21 protein-coding genes and 1 pseudogene are annotated in these 22,453 nt (G+C 59.1%); 11 read left to right on the top strand and 11 right to left on the bottom strand.

The genetic code is table 11. The features are described 5' to 3' along the window. Nucleotides 1-15 precede the first annotated feature (15 nt). Nucleotides 16-645, bottom strand: coding sequence for an NADPH-dependent F420 reductase (locus U5A08_RS19275; RefSeq protein ID WP_275969288.1), 630 nt, complete (start codon nt 643-645; stop codon nt 16-18). A gap of 109 nt (nt 646-754) precedes the next feature. Between U5A08_RS19275 and U5A08_RS19270 the strand changes: the two genes are divergently transcribed. Beyond that, nucleotides 755-1,654, top strand: a complete 900-nt coding sequence (locus U5A08_RS19270; protein WP_275969287.1) for a LysR family transcriptional regulator — start codon at nt 755-757, stop codon at nt 1,652-1,654. A gap of 145 nt (nt 1,655-1,799) precedes the next feature. Here the strand turns inward: U5A08_RS19270 and U5A08_RS19265 are convergent, their stop codons facing one another. After that, nucleotides 1,800-2,753, bottom strand: coding sequence for an alpha/beta fold hydrolase (locus U5A08_RS19265; RefSeq protein WP_321848075.1), 954 nt, complete (start codon nt 2,751-2,753; stop codon nt 1,800-1,802). A gap of 238 nt (nt 2,754-2,991) precedes the next feature. On the opposite strand from U5A08_RS19265, the gene U5A08_RS19260 reads away from it, so the two are divergent. From U5A08_RS19260 to U5A08_RS19250, 3 genes are all read left to right on the top strand, one after another. After that, nucleotides 2,992-3,900 carry a LysR substrate-binding domain-containing protein gene (locus U5A08_RS19260; protein ID WP_275969285.1) on the top strand — a complete coding sequence of 303 codons (909 nt, stop codon included), beginning with the start codon at nt 2,992-2,994 and terminating at the stop codon, nt 3,898-3,900. 139 nt (nt 3,901-4,039) lie between these two features. Next, nucleotides 4,040-4,834 carry an SDR family NAD(P)-dependent oxidoreductase gene (locus tag U5A08_RS19255; protein ID WP_321848072.1) on the top strand — a complete coding sequence of 265 codons (795 nt, stop codon included), beginning with the start codon at nt 4,040-4,042 and terminating at the stop codon, nt 4,832-4,834. A gap of 207 nt (nt 4,835-5,041) precedes the next feature. Continuing rightward, nucleotides 5,042-5,695, top strand: coding sequence for a hypothetical protein (locus tag U5A08_RS19250; RefSeq protein ID WP_321848071.1), 654 nt, complete (start codon nt 5,042-5,044; stop codon nt 5,693-5,695). Nucleotides 5,696-5,732: 37 nt separating this feature from the next. Here U5A08_RS19250 and U5A08_RS19245 read toward each other — a convergent pair whose 3' ends face one another. From U5A08_RS19245 to U5A08_RS19230, 4 genes are all read right to left on the bottom strand, one after another. Beyond that, nucleotides 5,733-7,103, bottom strand: coding sequence for an MFS transporter (locus tag U5A08_RS19245; protein WP_321848070.1), 1,371 nt, complete (start codon nt 7,101-7,103; stop codon nt 5,733-5,735). A 105-nt stretch (nt 7,104-7,208) separates the two neighbouring features. Next, complete coding sequence (locus U5A08_RS19240) at nt 7,209-7,823, bottom strand: nitroreductase family protein (protein ID WP_321848068.1); 615 nt, start codon at nt 7,821-7,823, stop codon at nt 7,209-7,211. A 71-nt stretch (nt 7,824-7,894) separates the two neighbouring features. After that, on the bottom strand, nt 7,895-8,248 hold the full coding sequence (locus U5A08_RS19235; RefSeq protein WP_275969280.1) for a putative quinol monooxygenase: 354 nt from the start codon (nt 8,246-8,248) through the stop codon (nt 7,895-7,897). Between the two features lie 84 nt (nt 8,249-8,332). Next, nucleotides 8,333-8,530, bottom strand: a complete 198-nt coding sequence (locus U5A08_RS19230; protein ID WP_201021264.1) for a tautomerase family protein — start codon at nt 8,528-8,530, stop codon at nt 8,333-8,335. Nucleotides 8,531-8,681: 151 nt separating this feature from the next. On the opposite strand from U5A08_RS19230, the gene U5A08_RS19225 reads away from it, so the two are divergent. Continuing rightward, the gene (locus tag U5A08_RS19225; protein WP_275969279.1) at nt 8,682-9,584 is read left to right on the top strand and encodes a LysR family transcriptional regulator; all 903 of its coding nucleotides are present in this window, start codon (nt 8,682-8,684) and stop codon (nt 9,582-9,584) included. A gap of 7 nt (nt 9,585-9,591) precedes the next feature. Here U5A08_RS19225 and U5A08_RS19220 read toward each other — a convergent pair whose 3' ends face one another. Continuing rightward, a complete protein-coding gene (locus tag U5A08_RS19220; RefSeq protein ID WP_247404094.1) occupies nt 9,592-10,491 on the bottom strand; it encodes a LysR family transcriptional regulator in 900 nt (299 codons plus the stop codon). Between the two features lie 143 nt (nt 10,492-10,634). Between U5A08_RS19220 and salA the strand changes: the two genes are divergently transcribed. The 3 genes from salA to U5A08_RS19205 all read left to right on the top strand — a co-directional run bounded on the left by salA (nt 10,635) and on the right by U5A08_RS19205 (nt 14,609). Then, a complete protein-coding gene (gene salA, locus U5A08_RS19215) occupies nt 10,635-11,918 on the top strand; it encodes a salicylate 1-monooxygenase (RefSeq protein WP_321848063.1) in 1,284 nt (427 codons plus the stop codon). Between the two features lie 62 nt (nt 11,919-11,980). Further along, entirely contained in the window at nt 11,981-13,129 is a 1,149-nt protein-coding gene (locus tag U5A08_RS19210; RefSeq protein WP_321848061.1) for an NAD(P)-dependent alcohol dehydrogenase, read from the top strand. Between the two features lie 28 nt (nt 13,130-13,157). Then, the gene (locus U5A08_RS19205) at nt 13,158-14,609 is read left to right on the top strand and encodes an aldehyde dehydrogenase (protein ID WP_321848059.1); all 1,452 of its coding nucleotides are present in this window, start codon (nt 13,158-13,160) and stop codon (nt 14,607-14,609) included. 75 nt (nt 14,610-14,684) lie between these two features. Here U5A08_RS19205 and U5A08_RS19200 read toward each other — a convergent pair whose 3' ends face one another. The 4 genes from U5A08_RS19200 to U5A08_RS19185 form a co-directional block, all read right to left on the bottom strand. Beyond that, nucleotides 14,685-16,205, bottom strand: coding sequence for an MFS transporter (locus tag U5A08_RS19200; RefSeq protein ID WP_321848057.1), 1,521 nt, complete (start codon nt 16,203-16,205; stop codon nt 14,685-14,687). Between the two features lie 12 nt (nt 16,206-16,217). After that, nucleotides 16,218-17,399, bottom strand: coding sequence for an HlyD family secretion protein (locus U5A08_RS19195; RefSeq protein WP_321848056.1), 1,182 nt, complete (start codon nt 17,397-17,399; stop codon nt 16,218-16,220). Beyond that, the gene (locus U5A08_RS19190; protein WP_321848055.1) at nt 17,396-18,889 is read right to left on the bottom strand and encodes an efflux transporter outer membrane subunit; all 1,494 of its coding nucleotides are present in this window, start codon (nt 18,887-18,889) and stop codon (nt 17,396-17,398) included. Before U5A08_RS19190 ends, U5A08_RS19195 begins: the two co-directional genes overlap by 4 nt. Before the next feature lie 103 nt (nt 18,890-18,992). Further along, nucleotides 18,993-19,613 carry a TetR/AcrR family transcriptional regulator gene (locus U5A08_RS19185; RefSeq protein WP_058822724.1) on the bottom strand — a complete coding sequence of 207 codons (621 nt, stop codon included), beginning with the start codon at nt 19,611-19,613 and terminating at the stop codon, nt 18,993-18,995. Nucleotides 19,614-19,799: 186 nt separating this feature from the next. Between U5A08_RS19185 and U5A08_RS19180 the strand changes: the two are divergent. The 3 genes and pseudogenes from U5A08_RS19180 to U5A08_RS19170 all read left to right on the top strand — a co-directional run. After that, nucleotides 19,800-19,979, top strand: a pseudogene (locus U5A08_RS19180) (NADH:flavin oxidoreductase/NADH oxidase); the annotation flags it as partial. A 329-nt stretch (nt 19,980-20,308) separates the two neighbouring features. Continuing rightward, a complete protein-coding gene (locus U5A08_RS19175; protein ID WP_058822725.1) occupies nt 20,309-20,965 on the top strand; it encodes a TetR/AcrR family transcriptional regulator in 657 nt (218 codons plus the stop codon). Between the two features lie 565 nt (nt 20,966-21,530). After that, a complete protein-coding gene (locus U5A08_RS19170) occupies nt 21,531-22,370 on the top strand; it encodes a MipA/OmpV family protein (protein ID WP_321848051.1) in 840 nt (279 codons plus the stop codon). Nucleotides 22,371-22,453: the final 83 nt, after the last annotated feature.

Below are 22,453 nucleotides of genomic sequence, written 5' to 3'. Positions count from 1 at the left end.
AGTGCTCCGAAGTGATTACTTGTTAAGCCAGGTAGGGGCGATGGAGGTGCCTAGGCCGGCGCCATAGCCGAGATAGATGTTCAGGCCTGCCAGCGGCTCCAAGTAACGAGCGTTGATCAGCCCACCTGCGTTCACCGTCTTCCAACCCAGGCTTTGTGCCAGGGCCGTTGCGGTCTGCTTAGCACGCTCACTGTCACTGGCGACGAACACGCTGCCACGCTGGTTATCCGAGAATGTCGGGCCGTCGGCGAGCACTTGAGCGAACAGGGTATTGAATGCCTTGACGACGTGGGCTTGAGGCACCGCTTTGGCGATTTCCTCGCTGGCGCTGGTCACGTGACCGATGGTCAGCGACATGTAGTCGGCGCTCAGTGGGTTGGTGATATCGATGACCACTTTGCCGGTCAGATCACCCAGACTTTGCAGCGCTGTGGCGGCGTCTGCGTAGGCTGTGGCAAGGACAATGACATCGCTGTCACCCAGTGCTTCAGCTGCTGGAAAGGCGCTGGCATTTTCAAACTGGGCGGCCAACACTTTGGCCTTTTCAATTTCACGGCCAGTGATGCGAATGATGTGCCCGGCACTGGACAGCTGTTTTGCGAACGCCGAACCCATGTTACCGGTACCCACTACTGTAATTTTCATAACGACCTCATTTACGTTGATGTGCGTTTCGATGGGCTCAGTTTATAGGTTGAGATACTGAGATAAATAAGGCTAAATGCGACTAATCGTTCCACTTGCCGAGACAATTATGGACAGAGCGTTGGAGATGCAGGTCTTCTGCACCGTGGTCGATAAAGGCAGTTTTGTCGGTGCGGCCGAGCCCCTTGGAATGTCCAAGGCGGCCATCTCGCGCTACGTGAGCGGCCTTGAAGAACGACTCGGTGCGCGGCTTCTGCACCGCACGACCCGACGCCTTTCATTGACGGAGGAGGGGCGCCAGTTTTACCATCAGGCGCGTGAAGTCCTGGCGCTCATGGATCAGGCCGAGGAGGCCGTATCGTCCACTGCACCGGAACCCAGTGGTGTTTTAAGGGTGAATGCGCCGGTCAGTTTCGGTGTGCTGCACTTGGCGCCGCTATGGGGCGACTTCATGAAGGCCTACCCCAACGTCGAGTTGGACATCAGCTTGAACGACCGCCTGGTGGATCTTGTGGAGGAGGGTTTCGACGCCGCGGTTCGTATCGCCCGCATGGAAAGCTCTTCTCTGATAGGGCGCCGTCTGGCGGGCACGCGGATGTGCCTGTGTGCGTCCCCCGACTATCTGGCGAGCCACCCACAAGCGCGCACCTTGGCGGACCTGGCGGAGCACGGAGTGATTGCCTACACCAACTTCGCCAGCGGCAATGAGTGGCAATTTCAGGGCCCTGACGGCAGCGAAAGTGTGCGCACCCGCTCGATCGTTCGCTGCAACAATGGCGATACCTGTCGCAGTATTGCCTTGGCAGGGGGCGGCATTGCCTTGCAGCCCAGTTTCATGGTGGCCGAGGATTTGAGGGCGGGGGACCTGGTTGAGATCCTGCCTGAGTACCAGTCGGTCGAACTGGGCATCTACGTGGTCTATCCCACCCGCAAACACTTGGCGACCAAGGTCCGGGTGCTGATCAACTTTCTGGTTGAGCGATTTAGCCACCCTCAGTGGGAGCGGTAGAGGCGGTGTGGCGCAAAAAAATCCCGGCTGAGAAAGGGGAGCATTCAGTCGGGCAAATGGAGCGTCGCATTCTTGGCGTACAAGGCGTTGTCGCGGACTCTTCTGGCGACCGCGCTGCTTGTAGAGAGAGGGGCTCGGGCTTGACTCAGGGAGTGTCCAGAAAGGCCTGCAAATCGGCAGCGAATTTTTCCGGATTCTTGAATGCCAGAAAATGGTCGCCTTGTTCGGCTTTGCTGTACACATGCAGCACCGCGTCATTGATGACCGAGCTCATCCATCGCTGACTGCCCAGCCAGTCGCTGTATTCCCCTGTGAAAATCGCCGTTGGAACATCAATTTTGAATTGAATGACGTCTCGCCAATCGTTCGTGGCGTGATCGAAAAGCACGAGCCCTGTAAACGCCATGTCGTCGTTCACAACAGCCTGCGCCAGGCTTATGACGTTGTGAAAGTAGGGCGAGTCCAGGGCCATGGCCCGCTCAACCACCCGGCTTCCCGAAATCAATTGGTTGGTGGGCGTCATGTTGACGTAGGACGCGATCATGCGTTCAGGCGAGGTGGTGAAAGCACCTGCTTCCAGTCGCTGTTGTTCTGTCCAGTCGGCATGGCAATAGATCGAGGGGGCCTGGTCGATGATGCTCAGCGTCCGTATGTCTTGTGTGCCGAACAGGTCGATGTAGGCCCACATCACGGATGCGCCCATTGACCAGCCGCAGTAATCGGCTTCGGACAGGCCCAGGTGCTCTGCAAACTCTTTCACATCCATGGCATAGCGTGAAATCCGGTTGCCGAGCGCGGTCCTTTCGGAGAGGCCCTGGTTGCGAACGTCCAGCACGTACACGTGGTAATGCTTGCTCAGGATATGCATGACGTGGAAGTACATCGCGCCGTTTGCCGACCAGCCGGGGATGAAGATCAGGGGCCTACCCGCACCGGCTTCCCAGTACCCCAAGTTGACCTGGTCGCTGGTGACGAAGCTGCTAAGTGTCAGGCCTTCGAAGTCCGAGACGCGGAACGCCTGACCCATGATTTCATGGGGAAAGTAAAAGTCTTCGCCGAGCAGGGCGGAGAGCGATTGTTTTTTCAGCGGGTATCCCACAGTCCAATTCCATGCAGTTTAAAAAAGGCGCTAGGCAATCAAGTCAAGTATTGAGCCTCATTGAGGGCTGGCCTCAGCGCACCGAGACTCGAAATGCCTGGTCGTTAACCTGCGGTTGATGACTTCACTCATGTTCCCGCACTTGGCACAACGATTGTGCCGTGAGAGGACAATAGAGCTTGGACAGTCGTGAGATAAATACCCAGAATGCGTGAACATTCGAAACGGATTATTGGTAATGGATCGTCTGAGCAGCATGGCGGCGTTTGTCAAAGCCGTAGAGATGGGGTCTTTCAGTGCTGCTGGCGACGCACTGCAAATGTCTGCGCAATTGATCGGTAAGCACGTTCATCATTTGGAGCAGCACCTAGGCGTGCGTTTGTTAAACCGCACCACCCGGCGCCAGAGTCTCACGGACTTCGGGCGTGAATTTTATGAACGCTGCAAATTCATCCTGGCGGAAGTAGAAACTGCTGAAAATATGGCGGCCGAAATACAGGCTTCGCCCAGCGGCAAGCTAAGGATCAATGCGCCCGTGAGTTTCGGTATGCAGTCGCTTGCGCCAAGGCTGCCTGAGTTCATGCAGGCCAACCCCTTGGTCAGCGTCGAACTGACCCTGGCCAACCGTGCCGTCGACCTGATAGACGAAGGCTTCGATGTGGTGTTCAGGGTTGGGCAGCTCTCGGACAGCGGCCTGGTCGCAAGGCCGTTGGCGCCCTACAGGCTCATTCTGTGTGCCGCGCCGTCCTACTTGAAAGGCAAGCCTGCGATTGAAACACCGTGGGATCTTCAGGCCCATGAATGCCTGGGGTTTTCACACACTGAGCTGCGCACCCATTGGACGTTTAACGGGCCTGAAGGCAAGGTCATTGTTCCGGTGGGCAGCCGGTTGATGGCTGATCACGGCGAGCCGCTTCTGTGCGCCGCGCTGGCCGGATTGGGCATATTGCTTCAACCCGTGGAGCTTGTGCGCAAGTCGCTGCAGCAAGGTGAATTGATCGCGTTGCTGCCCGACTACCCGCCGCCGAGTCGGCCCTTGCATGTGCTCTTCGCACCTGACCGCAGGTTGACACCTAAAGTCCGTAGCTTTCTCGACTTCGCGACGCAGACCTTTGGCGTTGATGCGGTGGTGTCGGAAGCCTTTTGAAACAGGCTGTTGTAAATCACCATTCGCAATGGATATTTATCAGCGCGTGATCAGTCAATAGAGTGTCACCTTGGTTTTCTACGTCGCCGTAGGGGCTACTGAAGGGCAGAAATGCCCGCTCATTCTTGACGGAGTAATGATGAATATCCAACTGAATACGAAACGCGCCTTAGTAACCGCATCCACTGGCGGTATTGGTTTTGCGGTGGCCAAAGGGCTTGCGCAAGCCGGCGCAGCCGTCGTCATCAACGGTAGGAGTCAACATTCTGTAAACGATGCGGTTGCTCGTCTGGTGGCAGCGGTGCCTGAAGCCGTTGTCACGGGTGTCGCTGCAGACCTGAGCACCTCGGAAGGGGTCGAGGCGCTGTTGGCGGGCCTCAGTGGTATCGACATCCTGGTTAACAATGCGGGCATCTATGGGCCACAGGATTTCTTTGAGGCTGGCGATGAGGTTTGGAACAACTACTGGCAAACCAATGTGATGTCGGGTGTGCGTTTAAGCCGAGCGTTGCTACCAGCGATGGTTGAGAGTGGTTGGGGGCGAGTGGTGTTTGTCGCGTCTGAATCGGCACGCAACATTCCCGCGGACATGATTCATTACGGGGTGTCGAAAACAGCACAATTGGCCTTGGCGCGTGGCTTAGCGAAGCGAGTTGCGGGAAGTGGCGTAACCGTGAATAGCGTGCTCCCCGGACCGACGCTATCCGATGGCGTTGCTGAAATGCTGAGCGCAGAAGTTGAGCGAACCGGAGAATCACTCGAGTCGGTGGCGTCAGCATTCGTCATGCAGCATCGACCCAGCTCGATCATCCAGCGCGCTGCCACGGTCGAAGAAGTCGCGAACATGATCATTTACGTCTGCTCTACGCAGGCGTCAGCCACCACCGGGGCGGCGCTCCGGGTAGATGGCGGGGTAGTCGACGATATCGTCTGAGTGACACCTGCCCAGGTGGTGGCGCGGTGATTGATGTTCTAGCAGTTGTTATCGCGTAGTCAGCCATTAAACGTTCGCGAAGCACCCGATGAAAAGTCTCTTTTCATCGGGTCTCTTTTTGATGGCTGGAACTCAGTGATTTGCAGGGTTGATCTCATGATGTTGAATGCGTCAGTTGCCTTTCTCGCGGTATCTGTTGGAGTCGTAATGGCTGATGAAGTGGTAAATACCCAATACTCACGTTCCAGTGAATTTCGCCTTTCAGGTGTCTCGCTGGTTGAAAGCGTTTACCAAGGCCAGGCCGCTCTGGAAATCAAAATGCCAACGTCTTCCTACCAGGACGAGGCCAAAGAGCGGTTACTGGATAGGGACTTTATGGCGTGGCTACCCGTTGATTTCAAAGACGGGTCAATTGAAGTTGATGTTGCCAGTGACCTTGCTTCAGACGCGCCGGCCTATGCCAGGGGCTTTATTGGCGTTTCTTTTCGTATTGACAGTCAGGCCCGCTTCGAAAGCATCTACCTGCGCCCGACCAATAGTCAGGCCGACGATCAGATAAGGCGAAATCACTCCGTACAATACGCAGGTTTTCCAGATTTCAGGTTTGACCAGTTGCGTAAAGAGTCACCCGAAAAATATGAGACTTATGCAGATATCGAGCTTGGGCGATGGATACACATGAAATTAGTCGTCAAGGGATCCAAAGCCAGCTTGTATCTCGACCATAAAGAAAAGCCCGCATTTATTGTGAACGATCTCAAGTTTGGCGCTGAACAGCGCGGCGGTGTCGGTATTTGGATTGAGTCCGGGACCGTCGCGCATTTTAAGGATTTACGGATAACCCCAGGTGATGAGCTGTGATCGCCGGGGCTACCGTGGCGCCGGCGCCAGTTGGCTTTTACTGCGGCGCCGGCACTCGGGTTTGGCGCGAAACGTACAGATTCACGCCGATGCACATGAGCAAGGTCAACGCAGAGAGCAGCATGGCCTTCGACATTCCGTAGGAAAACGATGCCTCGTCAGAGTGGGCGATCAGTGTGCCGAAAACGGCAACGCCGATCACGCCGCCCAGTTGCCTGGCAGAGGCCATCAAGCCCGAGGCGATGCCTGCATCATGCTGGGGCACCGACGAGAGCATCGTGTTGGTAATGGACGGGACAGACATCGCGCTGCCAATACCCACGAGCATGAGCGCGCTGTTGAGCTGCCACAGCGAGATGTGTGGAGTGGTTTGCGACAGGGCTATGAACCCGATGATCTGAATTGTGAAACCCGTCGTGATAATACGTGTGGCGCTGAACCGCTTGGCGAACCTTGCCGAGAGCATGGTTGAGAGTGTCAGCACCGCGGTCAGCGGTATAAACGACAAGCCGGTCTTGAACGCGTCGTAATGCAGGAATGTTTGAAAGTAAATGCTGAAAACAAAGACCGTTCCATAGAAGGTCAGGTTGATCGCTGCGCCTGCGAGCGCCATGCTCCCCAGAACTTTGTTTGTGGCCAGGCTAGTGGGCAGCATCGGATGTTTTACCCGACGTTCTATCACAATAAAGGCCAGCGCACAGGTGACGGCGATCGCCATTGCTGTAAGTGTTTCGCTGACCCAACCCTTGGCGCTGGATTCGGTTAAGCCATAAGTTAGTGAGGCCAGGCAAATGACAATACTGATTTGGCCGGGAATATCGACCTGCTTATCAACCCGAGGGGACGCGGGGGCGTTACGAAGGATCAGCCCGATGGCCAATAGGCCGATCGGAATGTTAAGCAGGAATACGCTTCGCCAGCCGAAATACTCGATCATCAGGCCACCGATTACGGGGCCGGCAGCCAGTGCGATACCCCCACAGGCGCCCCAAAGCGCCACGGCTGAACGACGGGCGTTGAGGTCATGAAATGACACGCGAATCAGGGTCAGTGAGGTCGGTATGAGCAAGGCCGCTCCGACGCCCTGCACGACCCGCATCGTGATCAGTATGGTCATGCTGTCGGCGAGGCCGCAGCCGACGGAAGCGAGGGTAAAGATAGCGAAGCCCGTTGCGAAGACCGATTTTGCCCCCCACTTGTCGCCCCATGCGCCGCCAAGGATCAGCAAGGCAGAAAAGGGTAAGGCGTAGCTGTTGATGACCCACTGCAAGCCTGTGAGGTCGGTTCCGAACGCGCTCTTGAGGGCGCCAAGGCCGACGTTCACCACGCTGACATCCAGTTGAACGACAAGAAACCCCAGGCAGGCAGCGATCAGTATTGCGCGTAACGAAGAGGGCGATTTGGACATAACGGTCGTCTTTCAATGTCCCTGGCAGGTCTTAGTTGTGAAGCGAGCAGCCGCCTCTAGCGAGGCCAGGCTTTGCCTGGCCAGGCTAGCGTTCGCGTCATGGGCTTATACGAACAGCAGCACGTCGTTGACAGCTTTACGAGGCTTTTGCGGCCAGTTGGTTGCGCCAGGATAACCAACGGTAACCAACATGACGGGAATTTCCACGTCCGAGAGCGCAAACTCTTTGACCACAGCCGCCTGGTCGAAGCCGATCATGGGGGTAGAAACCAAGCCATGGCCCTTGGCTGCCAGCATCAAGGTCATCGCGGCCAGCGAGCCTGAGCGGATCGCTTCGTCACGTTGCAACTGCGGGTTTTCCTGATACATGCCTTGAGCCGCGCCCACCCACATGTCGTAGATCGCCTGGTCAATGATTCCGGCATCGAGTGTCGGTTTCAGGGCTGCCGGCAGTGTTTCATGGGGCTTGAGGGTGCCACAGACAATAAAGGTCACGGTTGCATCCATGATCTTCTGTTGACCGAAAGCCAACGGCAGCAATCGTGCCTTGGCTTCGGTGCTGCGCACGGCCAGGAACTTCCAGTTCTGAAGGTTGAAGGCAGAGGGGGCGTGTGTTGCCAGATCGATCAGCTCAGCGATCTGTTGATCGGTCAATTGACGTTCTGTGTCGTAGCTGTTGGCGGAAATTCGGGACTTAATAACTTCAGCAATACCGGACATTGTGATCTCCGTGCGGGACGTGGGAGGGGGCGCAGCCCGTTGTTGCCGTCAAGCCTGCGCCGTCATTGGACTCAGCGGCTGAAACCGTCGAAGGGGGTCATGTACACCGCCCCGAACGGGTCCAGGCGTTTGCGGATTTCTGCGTCCGGCATGCCGTAGACCACCAGGCTCGTAACGGTGCACAGTTCGAGGAAGCGCTTGCCGAACGGTGCGAAGGTGGTGTCTACGTGGCTGACAACGGCATCGGCGTTATAGCGTTCAAGGATGTGAACGGTGCTGTTGTCTTCGTTGACGCTGTATTCGTAAACCAGCGTGCCAGGCTCGGTGCTGGTTGCTGCAACGATGTTCGCGATCAACGCCTTGAACACTGGAAACTCTTCGGGTTTTACAGCGAGGGAGAACAGGCAGGAGATATGTGTGTGCATGGATAACTCGTCCGTCAGAGGCCTCATGGGAAGCCTGTTGAGGATGCATCGCTGGCCAAGCCGATGCATTCGATGCCACTGGGGTCAGGATTTCTCGGGCGCGTCGCCGAACAGCTTGCCGGCGCCAGCCCAGTCCGACGCGGCAACGTCTTCAAAGATGACGTAGATATAGCTGGCATCGGTACCGGTGTGTTTCACGATGCTTTCGGTGATGTCTGCGGCAACAGCGGCTTTTTGTGCGTGTTCTTTACCTTCGAACCAGCTCACACGTACGACGGGCATGATGGTGTCCTCTTGGGGCATTGATCTGGAGAGAGGTGCGTGATGTGCACCGTTGTCTTTCTAGAACTCATCCTACTGTTGAGTGTGCTGGCGATAAACGGCCTCAAGCTATAATCTGGGTAGACTAAAACTCTACAATCGGTAAGCAGGCATGGTTCCTATCGATTCGTTTCAAGGCGTCATCACGTTCGTCGTGGCCGCGCGCTCGACAAGCTTCACCCAGGCTGCCGAGCGTTTAGGCCTGTCAAAATCCGCTGTAGGAAAAGCCATTGCACGTCTGGAAGAGCGCTTGGGTACGCAGTTGTTTCATCGCACTACTCGCCGCATTTCCCTGACCGCGGATGGTGAGGCCTATTTCGTGGCGTGCTCTGCCGCCCTTGAGGAAATTGGTGCCGCAGAGAGTGGATTGGGGCCCGGCGCTGGCGAGCCTTCCGGACGTCTGCGGGTAGACATCCCTGTGGCATTCGGTCGTCGGGTCGTCGCCCCATTGCTGTTTGAGATCGCCAACAAGTACCCGGCTTTGCAACTGAACTTGACGTTTTCCGACCACCTGGTTGATCCCTTCGAGGAGGGGATCGATTTGTTGGTCCGCTTCGGGGAGCTACAGGACACCAGCGGTCTGGTGGCGCGGCGGCTGACCCGACAACGCTGGGCCATTTGTGCCTCGCCCGACTACCTGACACGCTTTGGTGTTCCGCAGACCCTGGAAGACCTGAGCCATCACCGTTGCATTGTCGGGCATCGACGCGGCCAGCCGCTGTCGTGGCGAGTCATGCAAGCGGGGCAGACCGTACGTTACGCGCCACCCTCGACTCATCAAATCGGCGACGGAGAAGCCATGATCCTCGCTGCCGTGGCCGGCGTCGGCCTGTGCCAGATGCCGCGCAGCCTGTTCCAGGATGACATTGATGCGGGCCGGCTGGTGGAAGCGCTGCAAGCGTATGAGCCCGAACCGGTCGATGTGCATGCCGTGTGGCCGAAGGTGTCCCATCTGCGGCCGAAGGTGCGGTATGTGGTCGATGAGCTGGTCAGGCTGTGTGCGCATTGGCAGTGAGTGGCGCTTAATCGCTGAACAGTTCGAACATCAGTTGGCGGAACCATTTGTTGGCCGGGTCGCGATTGTATTTACCGTGCCAGAACAGGTTGATGGCGATTTCGGGCAACGGCAGGGGCAGCGGCAGGCTCGTCAGGCCGAAGGGCTCCACACAGCTGGTGGCGAAGCGCTCGGGCACCGTGGCGATCAGGTCAGTGTTCTGCAGGATATGGCCGACCGCGACAAAGTGCGGCACTTCGAGCCGAATCTCGCGTTGCAAGCCCGCGCGTTGCATATGCGTGTCGATTTCGCCGTGCCCGGTGCTCGCGGCCAAGATCCTGACATGCCCGAATGCGCAAAAGCGTTCCCGGGTCATCGGCTGTTGAGTCAGCGGGTGGTCCTTGCGACACAGACACACGTAGCGATGGTGAAACAGGCGTCGTTGGTAGAAGCCTGCCTGCAGGTCCGGCAGTAAGCCGACGGCCAGGTCCACTTCACCATTGGCCAGGTTCTCGGATAGATCCGCGGTGCTTCGCAGGGTGGTCACCGAGATGCCGGGGGCCTGTTCAAGCAGCGCTTGGATCAAGCGCGACATAAAGTAAATTTCCCCGATATCGGTCATTGCCACCACGAAGCGCTTCTGGCTGGTCGCTGGGTCGAATTCGTCCTGCCGGTTGATCGCACCATGCAGCAGGCTGATCGCCTGGGAGATCGGCTCCGCCAGTTGCGCGGCATAGGGTGTGGGCTGCATGCCCTTTGGCGTGCGCACGAACAACTCGTCGTTGAAGGTGGTGCGCAAACGCTTGAGCGCATTGCTGGCTGCGGGTTGAGTCAGCCCCAGGCTCTCGGCCGCCACCGACACGCTTCGGTCCACCAGCAACTGGTTAAAAATCACCAGCAGATTCAGATCAAGCTCGCGCAGGTTCATCTCGGTTTATCGCTCCGTGGCCTTACCAATGGCTATGTGTATTCAGGCTGGTGATAGCTTGTATGGGTATGAGGGCATTTATCAATGGTTTGTGAATAGTCATGATCGATCTATTCCAAAAAAAACACTAAAAAGGTTTTCCCATGACTCGCCCTCATTCTGTCTTGCAAGTGGGCATCGTCGGCGGCGGTATCGCCGGCGTAGCTTTGGCTCTTGATCTCTGCCGTCACCCGCACCTGCAGGTGACATTGTTTGAAGCGGCCTGCGCCTTCGGTGAGGTCGGTGCCGGTGTGTCGTTCGGTGCGAACGCCGTGCGCGCCATTGAGGGACTGGGAATCGGCAAGCCCTACGAGCGGATTGCCGACCGCACTTTGCAACCCTGGCAAGACATCTGGTTTGAATGGCGCCGTGGCGTCGATGCCGGTTATCTCGGTGCCAGCCTCGCCCCGGGTGTCGGACAGTCCTCCGTACACCGCGCGGATTTCCTCGACGCCCTGGCCCAGCAATTACCCGAAGGTGTCGCCCGCTTCGACAAGCGCGCAGTCGGCGCCGAGGAGACGGGTGACCGCGTCAGCGTTCGGTTCACCGATGGCACGGACTACGAGTGCGACCTGCTGATCGCGGCAGACGGCATCAAGTCTTCGCTACGCGACTATGTTCTCCAGGGGCTGGGCCAGCCTGCGGTCGCCCCTCGTTTCAGCGGTACCTGCGCCTATCGCGGCATGATCGACAGTGATCAACTGCGCGCCGCCTATCGCTCGGCTGGCGTAGATGAGCACCTGATCAACGTGCCGCAAATGTACTTGGGCCTCGATGCCCACATCCTTACGTTTCCGGTCAAGCAGGGCCGCTTGATCAACGTGGTGGCGTTTCTTTCCGATCGCAGCGAGCCCAACCCGGTATGGCCGCCCGGCACGCCCTGGGTCAAAAGTACCAGCCAGGCGCAAATGCTGGATGCGTTCGCGCAGTGGGACGATGCGGTGCGCGTGCTGCTTGGGTGCATTCCCGAACCGACGTTGTGGGCCCTTCACGAACTGGACGAGTTGGCCGGCTATACCCATGGCCGTGTTGCGCTGATCGGTGACGCGGCCCACGCCATGCTTCCCCACCAGGGCGCCGGCGCCGGGCAAGGGCTCGAAGACGCTTGGCTGCTCGCGCGGCTGCTGGGTGATCCACGTGTGCTGGAAGGTCACGCCCAGCGCGTGCTGCAGGTGTACGACGCCATCCGCCGGCCGCGTGCCTGCCGTGTGCAGCGAACCTCCCGCGAGGCGGGCGAGCTCTATGAGTTTCGCGACGTTCAGGTCGAGGACTGCGAGCCCCTTTTGTCGAGCACCCTGGCCAGCCGTTTCGACTGGTTGTGGCACCACGACCTGCAATCGGACCTGACAGCGGCTCGCGCACAGCTGGGCTGGGCCGCGTGTGAATAACCCGATCAACGTACCCCGCGCCCCGTGCCGCTGGGATGACTTCGCCCCAAGAGGATAAACCGATGCCCCAAAGCACCCTCCAACCCATCGAAGTGACCGTCGCGGTGCTGCGCGAAAGCGGCAGCAAACTCCTGTTCGAACAGGCGCAACTGGCGGTTCCACGCCCGGACGAAGTGCGCGTGCGTGTGGTCGCCACCGGTGTCTGCCACACCGATATGGTCGTGCGTGACCAGCTGTTTCCCACACCGTTGCCCATCGTGTTGGGCCATGAAGGCGCGGGCGTTGTCGAGGCGGTGGGGGCGGCGGTGACCACCATCGCTCCTGGCGATCACGTGGTCATGACCTACATGTCCTGCGGGTTGTGCCTGCCCTGCGAGACCGGACATCCCGCGCACTGCTCGCACATGCACCCGCTGAATTTCGGCGGCGCCCGCCAGGACGGCAGCACATCGACCTGCAGTTGTGGCATCGGTGCACCGATACATGACCACTTTTTCGGCCAGTCGTCCTTTTCGACCTATGCCATCGCCAATGAGCGCAACGTGGTGAAAGTGTCCAAAGCGGCCCCGCTGGAATTGCTCGGCCCGCTGGGTTGCGGCATTCAGACCGGCGCAGGCTCGGTGCTCAAAGCGCTGAAGGTGGAGGCGGGCGCCAGTTTCGCCGCGTTCGGCGCCGGTGCCGTGGGCCTGGCGGCGGTGATGGCTGCCAAGGTTGCCGGAGCGACCACCATTATTGCGGTCGACGTGACTCCGAGCCGTCTGAGCCTGGCGCTGGAAGTGGGCGCCACTCATGTCATCAACAGCCGCGAAGAAGACCCGGTGACGCGCATTCGCGAGATCACCGGCGGCGGGGTCAACTACAGCCTCGAATGCTCGGGACGCGCCCCAGTGCTGCGCCAGGCCATCGACGCCCTCACCACGCTGGGCACCTGCGGGATCGTCGGGGCGACTCGGATGGGCACCGAAGTAGCGTTCAACGTCAACGACGTAATGATCCCCGGCAAGCGAATCATGGGCATCGTCCAGGGCGACGTGGTCGCCAACGCGTTCATTCCCACCCTGGTCGACCTGCACCTGCAAGGCCGTTTCCCGTTCGATAAGTTGTGCCGCTTCTACACGTTCGACCAAGTCAACGAAGCGATGGCCGACAGCGAAAGCGGCATCACCATCAAACCGATATTGCGCATGCCGGCTACGGCCGACGTGGCGTGATTTTTCAAGCCCATCAAAGGAACCCAAGATGAATGTTCAACTCGTCATCGACAACATCCCGCAAGCGGCTTCGGACGGTAAGACCTACCAGCGTATCGATCCGGTCAGCGGCAAGGTTGTCACCACTGGCGCAGCCTGTAGCGTAGAAGACGCACGCCGCGTTGCAGCTTCTTCGCAGCAAGCGTTCAAGACCTGGTCGAAGGTCGGCCCGACCGAGCGCCGCCGCCTGCTGCTGGCCGCCGCCGATGCACTGGAAAGCAAGATGGAGCAGTTTTGCGCGGTGATGGCCGAAGAGATCGGTGCGTCGCGCCTGTGGGCGCAGTTCAACGTGCAGGGTTCAGCCAACCTGCTGCGAGAGGCAGCATCACTCACCACGCAAATCAAAGGCGAGACCCTGGCCACCGACAAGCCCGGCACGCTCTCTGTCACCTTGCGTCAGCCCGTTGGCACGGTGCTGAGCATTGCGCCCTGGAACGGTCCCGTCCTGCTCGGCACGCGGTCTGTCGCTTACCCGTTGGCCTGCGGCAATACCGTGATTTTCAAGGGCTCGGAGAACAGCCCGCGCACCCACGAACTGCTGGCCCAGGCCTTCTATGACGCTGGCTTCCCGGCCGGTGTGGTGAACTTCATCATCTCTGCGCCCGAAGATGCCGGTGCGGTGACCGAAGTGCTGATTGCCCACGATACGGTGCGCCGGGTGAATTTCACCGGTTCGACCAACGTCGGCCGGATGATTGCCCAGACCTGTGCGAAATACCTCAAACGCTCGCTCTTGGAGCTCGGCGGCAAGGCGCCGTTTATCGTGCTGGCAGATGCCGACCTCGACGGCGCCGTCAACGCCGCGATCTTCGGTGCGTTTCTGTACCAGGGGCAAATCTGCATGTCCACCGAACGCTTCGTGGTCGATGAGGCGGTGGCTGATGAGTTCGTGGCCAAATTCGCGCAACGCATCCGCGGCCTTGAGCATGGTAATCCGGTGACCAACCCGGCCAGCGTAGTGGGCCCGATGATTTCCCAGGGCTCGGTGAAGCGCATCAACCAGATGCTCGATGATGCTGTCGCCAAAGGTGCCGAGATTATGGCGGGTGGGCGGGCGCAAGACGCGCAAATGGTGCCTACCCTGGTGGATCGCGTGTCGTCGGCGATGGAAATCTACGATGAAGAAACCTTCGGCCCGGTCACGACCGTGGTTCGTGTGAACGGCGCCGAGCACGCGCTGCAGGTGGCCAACGACACGGCATTCGGCCTGTCATCGGCGATTTTCAGTCGCAATGTCAGCCTGGCCCTGGACCTGGCCAGCCGCCTCGATGCCGGTTGCGTGCATATCAACGGTGCCACCGTGCAAAACGAGCCGCAGGCCCCCTATGGCGGCATGAAGAACAGCGGCTATGGCCGCTTCGACGGCAGCGCGGTGATTGAGGAGTTCACCGAAGTGAAATGGGTCACGGTCGAGCCTTCCGACCAGCCTTATCCGTTCTGATCCCAAGGCAGTGAGACCGGCTCTGCAGAGCCGGTTTTTATCGTGAACGTCCCGCCCAAGCCCCTGCGACAACCTTCACTTAAAAGTCTTCTGCACCATCGAAACCCCCAACGCCACCCCGGCCACCACGATAACCACCCAGAAATACTCCATGCTGGCCACCAGGGTTGCCTGTTGGTGCAGGTCCTGGGCCAGCGTCGCGACGGCGATCTGGTTGGCCGGGCCTGCGCCGACGGCGGGGGTGAGGGCCAGGGTCAGGCGTTGTGCGCTGTCTTGGTACAGCGGATCGCCTGGGTTGAAATGCCCGTTGAGGTTGTTGTACTGCAGCGTGCTGCGCCATTGCAGGAACAAGGTGGCGAGGGTCGTGCCGATGGCCATCGCGATTTGCCCGAGCATGCTTTTGATCTGGTAAGCATGGGCGAACAAGGTGTCGTGATGGGTCACGTCGCGAAAGGTCTGCATCGCGGCGGTGGCGAGGACCAGCATCACAAAGCAGCCGTTGAGCACCAGCGCGGGCAAGATATGGCTCCACATGTTGGCGTCGAGGGTCAGGGAGGACAGCAACAGGCCGAAGCTGATCAGCGCGGCAAAGCCGACCACGAAGAACTTCTTGGGCGCCGGGTACTTGGGGATGACCAGGGCCATCGCGAACCAGGTCAACAAGGCGCCGGCAAGGCCGAATGCCTGGAACGTGCCGATGGTGTCCCAAGAATAGCCAAGCCCGCTCTGCAGGAAGTACGGCAGGATGTAGTTGTTGCTGCCCAGCACGATATAGGTGAAGCAAAACAAACCCACGCCGAGGATATAGCGTGACTGCATCAAGTCTTTGACCTTGAGGAAGGGCTCGTCTTTCGCGTGTTCGGCATGGAAGAAAATGTACACGCCCAATGCCGCCAGCAGCGCGAAGGCCAGGAGGATGATCGACTCGTTGTAGAAGTCGTAGTAGGAGCGCTGCAGCACATACAACAGAAAGAAGGTGCTCACGGACAACAGCAGGATATTCGCCGGGCTGGACGGTGAGCGTTCGTCTTCGTGAATCGGCTCACTGGGCAAGAACCGCATGCACAGCACGCCTGCGGCCACCGCGCCGGCGATCAGCAGCCAGAAGATTGCGTGCCAGGTGTCTTCGACCACCGCCAACGAGGACAGAAACGGCGCTGCCGCCGTGCCGCTGGCCAGGCCGGTGGCAAACACTTTGACCCCCACGAATCGCCCGGGCCCCGGTGGCAGCAGGTTCACCATCAGGCGCGCGGAGGTCATAAAGGAGGCTCCCCCCAGCGCCATGACGACCCGGCCGACGGTGAAGCTGGTCAGGTCACCACTGATCCCGCACACAACGGCGCCCAGCACGTAAACGCTGATCGAACCGAGCATGAAGTTGCGCCAGCCGAGCCGTTCCACCAACCAACGCTGCTTGGAGATCACCACCACGGCGGTACACGCATACAGCGCCGCGACCAGGGTGAACTCCTCGGGGCTGGCGTCGATTTCGCCCCGGATCGGCGCCGACGCAAACGCGATCATACCGGCCTGCAGGTATTCCAGCGCGCAGAGCAGCCCTACGGTCATCAACAAGGCAGCGTTTTTCCGGTACATGCAGGGACCCCGTCAAGGCTTGAGCGACTGAGCGACCTGGCCGCGGTCTTCGTTGGCGCTGATGACCTGTTCGACCATCGCATTGGCGTCCTTGAGTTCGTTTTCGAACACATCGGTGCTGTAGGCGGGTTGGGCCGGCGAGGTGGTGTTGAGCACCTGGCCACGGGTGTCGGTGGTGTCCACGGACACGCGCATGGAGAGCCCCAGGCGCAGCGGGTGAGCGGCAATTTCATCGGCGCGCAGCGCAATGCGCACCGGCACGCGCTGGGTGACTTTGATCCAGTTGCCGGTGGCGTTTTGCGCGGGCATCAATGAAAACGCACTGCCGGTACCGGCATCCAGGCCGACGATCGTGCCGTGGAACACCACCTTGCGTCCGTAGGCGTCGGCGCGCAGCACGGCAGGTTGGCCGATGCGCAGATCTTCGATCTGCGACTCCTTGAAGTTGGCGTTCACCCACACTTGATCGATCGGTACCACCGACATCAAAGCCACGCCGGGGTTGATGCGCTGACCCACTTGCACGCTGCGCTTGGTGATCAGGCCGCTGACCGGCGAGTAGATCTGCGTGCGGTGCAGTGCAATGTACGCATCGCGCAAGTTAGCGGCTGCCACCAGCACATCGGGGTGGGTGCGCAGTGTGGTGTTGTCGACCATCGCCAGGCGCACGGCCAGCGCATGTTGTGTGCCGTCGAGGCCGGCGAGGGCGTTTTTGAGGAATTCCTCGGCATGGCTGATTTCTTCACGGGACACCGCGCCGCTGGCGGCCAGTTGGCTGCGGCGGCGCACATCGTCCTGGGCTTTGCGCACGTCGTTTTGCCGTTGGCTGACTTGCGCTTGCAGTTGCTGCACCTGGTAATACTGGGTGCGTGCCTGACGCACGGCACGGGCCAGGTTGGACTGGGCGCGCTGGTACTGGATCTCGGCATCGACGGGGTTGAGCGTGACCAGCGGCGCGTGGGCTTCGATGTGGTCGGTGTTATCGCCACCGATGACCGTCACGGTGCCGCTGACCTGGGCCGTGACCTGAACGATGTTGCCGTCCACGTAGGCATCGTCGGTGGACTCGTTGCCCAGCCCGAGGAAGTACCCGCCGCCGAGGACTGCCAGGAGCAGCACGATCCCCAGGATCAGCAGCCTCTGTGGGCGATAGGACGGTTTGACGGGAGTGGGGGCGGAGGTCGGGGTGGTCATGAGTGATCAACTACGGTCGAGAGGGCAGGGACGGTGGCGGGGAACTCGGGGCGGTAACCGCCGCCCAGTGCCCGGCTCAAGTTGGCTTGCAGCGACAGCGCGCGGGACTCCAGCGTGACCAGTTGGCGCTTCTGGACCAGGGTCGCGTTCTGGGTGGCCAGTACTTGCAAGTAAGTGGCCAGCCCCGCGCGGTAGCGCAGGTCGACCAGGTCGGAGGCCGCCTGCGCGGTGTCGACCGCTTCGCGCTGCTGGGCCAGGCGCTCTTTGAGCCAGCGCAGCGATGACAGTTGATCGGCGATATCGCGCAGCGCATCGACGACGGTCTGGTTGTAGTTTTCGACGGCGAGGTCATACGCGGCGTCCTGCGCATCCAGGTTGCCGCGCAAACGGCCTCCTTCGAAGATGGGCAGGCTGATCGCCGGCGAAAACCCGAGGATGCGACTGCTGTGATCGTTGAACGTATCGAACGCCAGGCTTTGCAAACCGACAAACGCCGTGAGGTTCACGTTCGGATAAAAGCGTGCTTTCGCTACGTCGATCTCATGCCCGCAGGCCTCGACCCGCCAGCGTTGGGCAACCACATCGGGACGATGGCCCACCAGTTCGGCGGCAATCTGGCTGGGCAGCACCACGCTGTTGCCGGCCCGCAGTTGAGGGCGGGTGATCGAACGTCCACGGTCCGGCCCCTGGCCCAGTAACGAGGCGAGCTTGTTCTGGTTCAGTTCGATCATTTCCTTGAGCGCCGCGATCGTGGCCCGGCTGGCGGGCAACGACGCCTGGGACTGCTTGATATCGATCTGGGTGTCCAACTCAGCGCCGAAGCGTTGCTGCGTCAGCTGTTCGATCTGGACTTGCTGGTCCAGCAGCGCTTGGGCGACATCCAGTTGCGCGTAGGTATCGTTCAAGTCGATATAGGTCTGCACCACCGCGGCCGAGACCATCAGCGCGGCGGCACGGCTGTCGACTTCCAGGGCATGACGACGTCCCACGGCGGCCTCGACGGCGGCGCGATTCTTGCCCCAGAAATCCAATTCGTAACCGACGTTCAGGGTCGCCTGGTCGACATTTTGCCAAGTGCCTTTGACCGGCGCAGGGGTCGTGCCGTTGGCACTGAATCGCTCGCGGGTGGTGCTGGCCGTAGCGTCCAGGCGAGGCAGCAACGCTGCGCCTTCGATGGCCTCCAACGCACCCGCCTGGCGTACACGGGCGGCGGCGGCACGCAGGGTCGGGGTCTGGGCGAGGGCTTCGTTGACCAGGCTGTCGAGCTGCTTGTCGTTGAAACGCGTCCACCAGGTCTGCGTCGGCCAGGCCGCAGGCGAGAGCGTGATACCACCGCGGGTCAGGGTTTCATCGACATCGCCAGGCGGTTGCAGGTGGGACTGGGGCTTCAAGTCTCTGTAGGCGCAGCCCGTCAGCAGGATCGTCAGTGCGACGGCGGATGTCCTCAGGGCGAACCAGCGTCTGGGCGCCGGATTGTTTCGACTGTTCATCAACGGTGTTCTCTGGCATGCAATCCATACGGGGAGTGGGGCAGCGATGGTTCAATAAAAACTGATAGTGTCGTTACGCGCAAAAAAAGTTCGGGCCCGCTGTTCAGCAGTCTCTCAGGCCCTTGACGATGACCGCGACGGAACGGTCGATGTCATCCAGGTTCTCCAGGTTCGCGGTAATCAGGTGCAGCCAAGACATGCCGGTCAGCATGGACACGGCCGCCTCTACCGCAGGGCCGTCGACAATGTCCCCGGAAGCGACGGCTCGGGCGAAGATCCTGCGCAGCGTGCGCTCGCGGCGCGGTAGAAACCCATCGCGAAACTCGGCAATGGCCTTGGAATCCAGCTGGATCTCAATGAAGAAACTGCGCAGGGTCTCCCCGGCACTCGACGTGCGCCACCAGTTCCACAACGAGCGTAAATGCACGACCAGATCCTGTTCGAGGTTGCCGGTGTCGGGGGAGGTCACGAACGTCAGCGCTGCGCGTTCGTAAACGTCGCGCAACAACGCGCCTTTGCTGCGCCACCACCGATAGATGGTCGGTTTGCTGGAGCCGGCGCGTTCGACCAGCGCGTCCATGGTGAACGCCCGATACCCTTGCTCTTCAAGGATGGCGGCCGCCGCTTCGAGGATCGCCTCGGTGCTTTGCGGGCTGCGCACGGCACCGATCGAAGATCGGCTCCGGGGTTTGGTAGGCGTAGCCTTGGTGGTCTTTTGCGTCATGGGCTTGGCAATACTCGAGATCGGCTGTTCAGTGCCTAGAGAACTCTATAGAAACTATAAGTGTTTATACAAGTATTTTTCAGAAAAGGTGCAGTAAACGGATGGTTTGGGAGGCGGGGGAGTTGCGGCGATGAGCTGAAAGCGTGCTTGCATTACAGTCGGCGGGAACCTTCTGAACGTCAGGTTGGTACGCCGCAACTAGCCGAAGGGGCGTTGCAGGCCGGGCAACTCGAATTGGTGTCAGTGGGCCGTGCGCATCTGGCCGACCCAAACTGAGCTTACTTTGCGGTAAAGGAGCTGGGTGTTGAAAGGTCCTCCTGGACACTACCTGCGCCCTATGCTCACTGGCTTGAGCGTTATCGTTGAGGTGTAGCCGCATGTTAGGGGGCTGTTTTTTTGAGCACACGAAGCTGGAATACCATGTCGGCTTATTTCGGCAACACATGGATGTCTAAGTTCGCTGCCAAGGCCAGGAATACAGAGGATGTAAGTAGAAAATTGAGCGTCCGCAAAGCTTTGTGGTCTAGACTTGCCCCTCGGCACGTAAGCCCCCGCGGGATTTTGCACGGTGTATAGCGTTATCCGAAGGTGCATTATTAATGATCCGCAAACGTTATAAATGCGCTCTCGCACACAGTTAAAAACTCCGTCGGCATCCTCTGCACCACGTTCTGACTCCTACACGACATGGCAGTATGAAAAAAACAAATCCGATAGTGCTCCAACTCCAGCCTGAACCAAAAAAGAAAAGGACGCGTCTGCTCCCTGAGGTTCGTCGCCAGCAGATTCTCGACGCGGCGCTGATTGAGTTCAACGCTTTGGGTTTTACCGGTGCCAGTATTGCCAAGATTGCCGAAAGAGCGGGAATCTCGAAGGCTAATGTCTATGCTCATTTCGCTAGCAAGGACGACATGTTTGAAACGCTCCTTGAGCAATTGATGAGCCGCTCGGAACGTAACTGGAGTCAGTTACAGAATCTCACCTCTGCCGATGACCTTATCGAGCGCCTTATCGACTTTGCCTACAGCGGGCTTACCGATGACACGGTTGCGATTGCCCGGCTGCTGATTACCGAGGGCCATCGTGTGCCGCACCTGCTGGCGAAGTGGGAAGCCAAGGACATGCATGGTCGTATGGATCGCCAGGCGCTGATCGATGGCTATGTGGCGAACGGCATCGTGAAGTCCAGTCCCTTGACCGACCATTTCAGCCTAGTGATGGCGCCTGTGGTCTATTCGGCAGTGGCGCAAATGGTCATGGGCAAGGATAAAGCGCAACCTGAAATACAGGCGGTCAAGCATTCACATCGCCAGTTGTTGGCCTTGCTGTTGCGACCCGACAGCAGTGATTAGCGGAGGCTCTGCGAGTGAGTGCCAATGAGATTGCACGCTGACAGTCTAAGACCCTGTTTTTTCTGGGGCTGGCAGCGATATCAGAAAAACTGTTGATCCCGTTACCCAAGGCAATGACAACGCAATGTTGTTCAGGATCAACGTCGTAACCGACATCCCCTCATCCGGCCATTCGCAACGGCGCAGGCTCTCCCGTGTTAACGGAACAGCAGTTGCGGCCGAATATCTCGTCCACGCGCGCTCGAACCTCCAATATTTTCCTCGTTAAATCAAATACCTAGCGTGAGTGTATGGTTTAGCGAGCGCTCGACCCGCAGGTCTGCTCTGCATCAGGCTGCGCATCCACAAGCTGTTCAACCGCTGAAGTCAGCAATGGGTCAAGGCGCCAGCCTGGGGTGCTGCCTGCAATGTTTAGTTTTAAATTGATGATTTACTGACCGATCGTTCGGTAGTATCTTGCTCGCTAATGACCGATCGGTCGTTAACGCGTTTTTGATGGATGTTTTATGGCGCCTGCCGAGTTCCGGCCAGGCCTTCCCAGCACTCTTCTCCGGACGATTAGATTATGTCATCACGTGCTTTCTCTGCCGTTTCACTGAAGCTGGTTCGCACCCTGCCGGCGACCCTGGCTCTCCTTGCCGCCGGTGGCCTGCCCATGACTTCTGTGTTTGCGCAAACCACAGACACCACGGCCAAGTCATCCGGCGAGAACTGGTCGGAAGCGGATACCCGCAATTCAAAGTGGGCCATCGGGTTCGCAGGCGGTATGAATTATCGGGTCTACCGTGATTTTGACAACAAAGTACGCGGCTTTCCGATGGTGACCTACGAGGGCGAATATGTTCACGTATTCGGTTCCGGTGTCGACATAAAGCTGCCACCGGTAGGGCCTGTGACCTTCCGTCTGCGCGGGAAATACATCAGTGAAGGTTACGAATCAGGCGACTCGCCTTTCCTTCGAGGTATGCGTGATCGCGATAGCAGTTTTTGGGTAGGTGGCGTTGCCACCTGGAGAACGGACTGGGCCAGGCTGTCGACCGAAGTTCTTACAGACGCCATGAATAACAGCAAAGGATCTCGGGCAAAACTGCAGATTGATCGTCGATTCGCTGCCGGAGCCTTCGGTGTTACGCCTCGATTGGCAGCCGAGTGGGTGGACAGCAACTATGTGGATTACTACTACGGTATCACGGAGGGTGAGGTGGTTGCCGGGCGCCCAAGCTACCAGGGTGCTTCAACAGTCAATACCGAGGCCGGCATACGGATGGATTGGCGCCCGGCGCAAAATCACTCGCTGTTCGTTGACTTGGGCGCCACCCGAATGGGAGGGGGTATCCAAGACAGCCCATTGGTTGAAAAGAGCACCCAGTATGGTGTTGGCTTCGGCTATTTCTATCGCTTCTGATCTAAGTGCATCAACGCAGGGTAGCGGGTCTGGTTCCTGGTCGAGAGAGGGGAACTAGGCCTAGGTGCTGTGCTGGAAAATGC

The sequence above is a fragment of the Pseudomonas paraveronii genome (assembly GCF_963681955.1).
Lineage (GTDB): Bacteria > Pseudomonadota > Gammaproteobacteria > Pseudomonadales > Pseudomonadaceae > Aquipseudomonas > Aquipseudomonas paraveronii.
The sequence above is the reverse complement of the archived record's forward strand: the minus strand, read 5'-3'. Positions and strand labels throughout refer to the sequence as shown.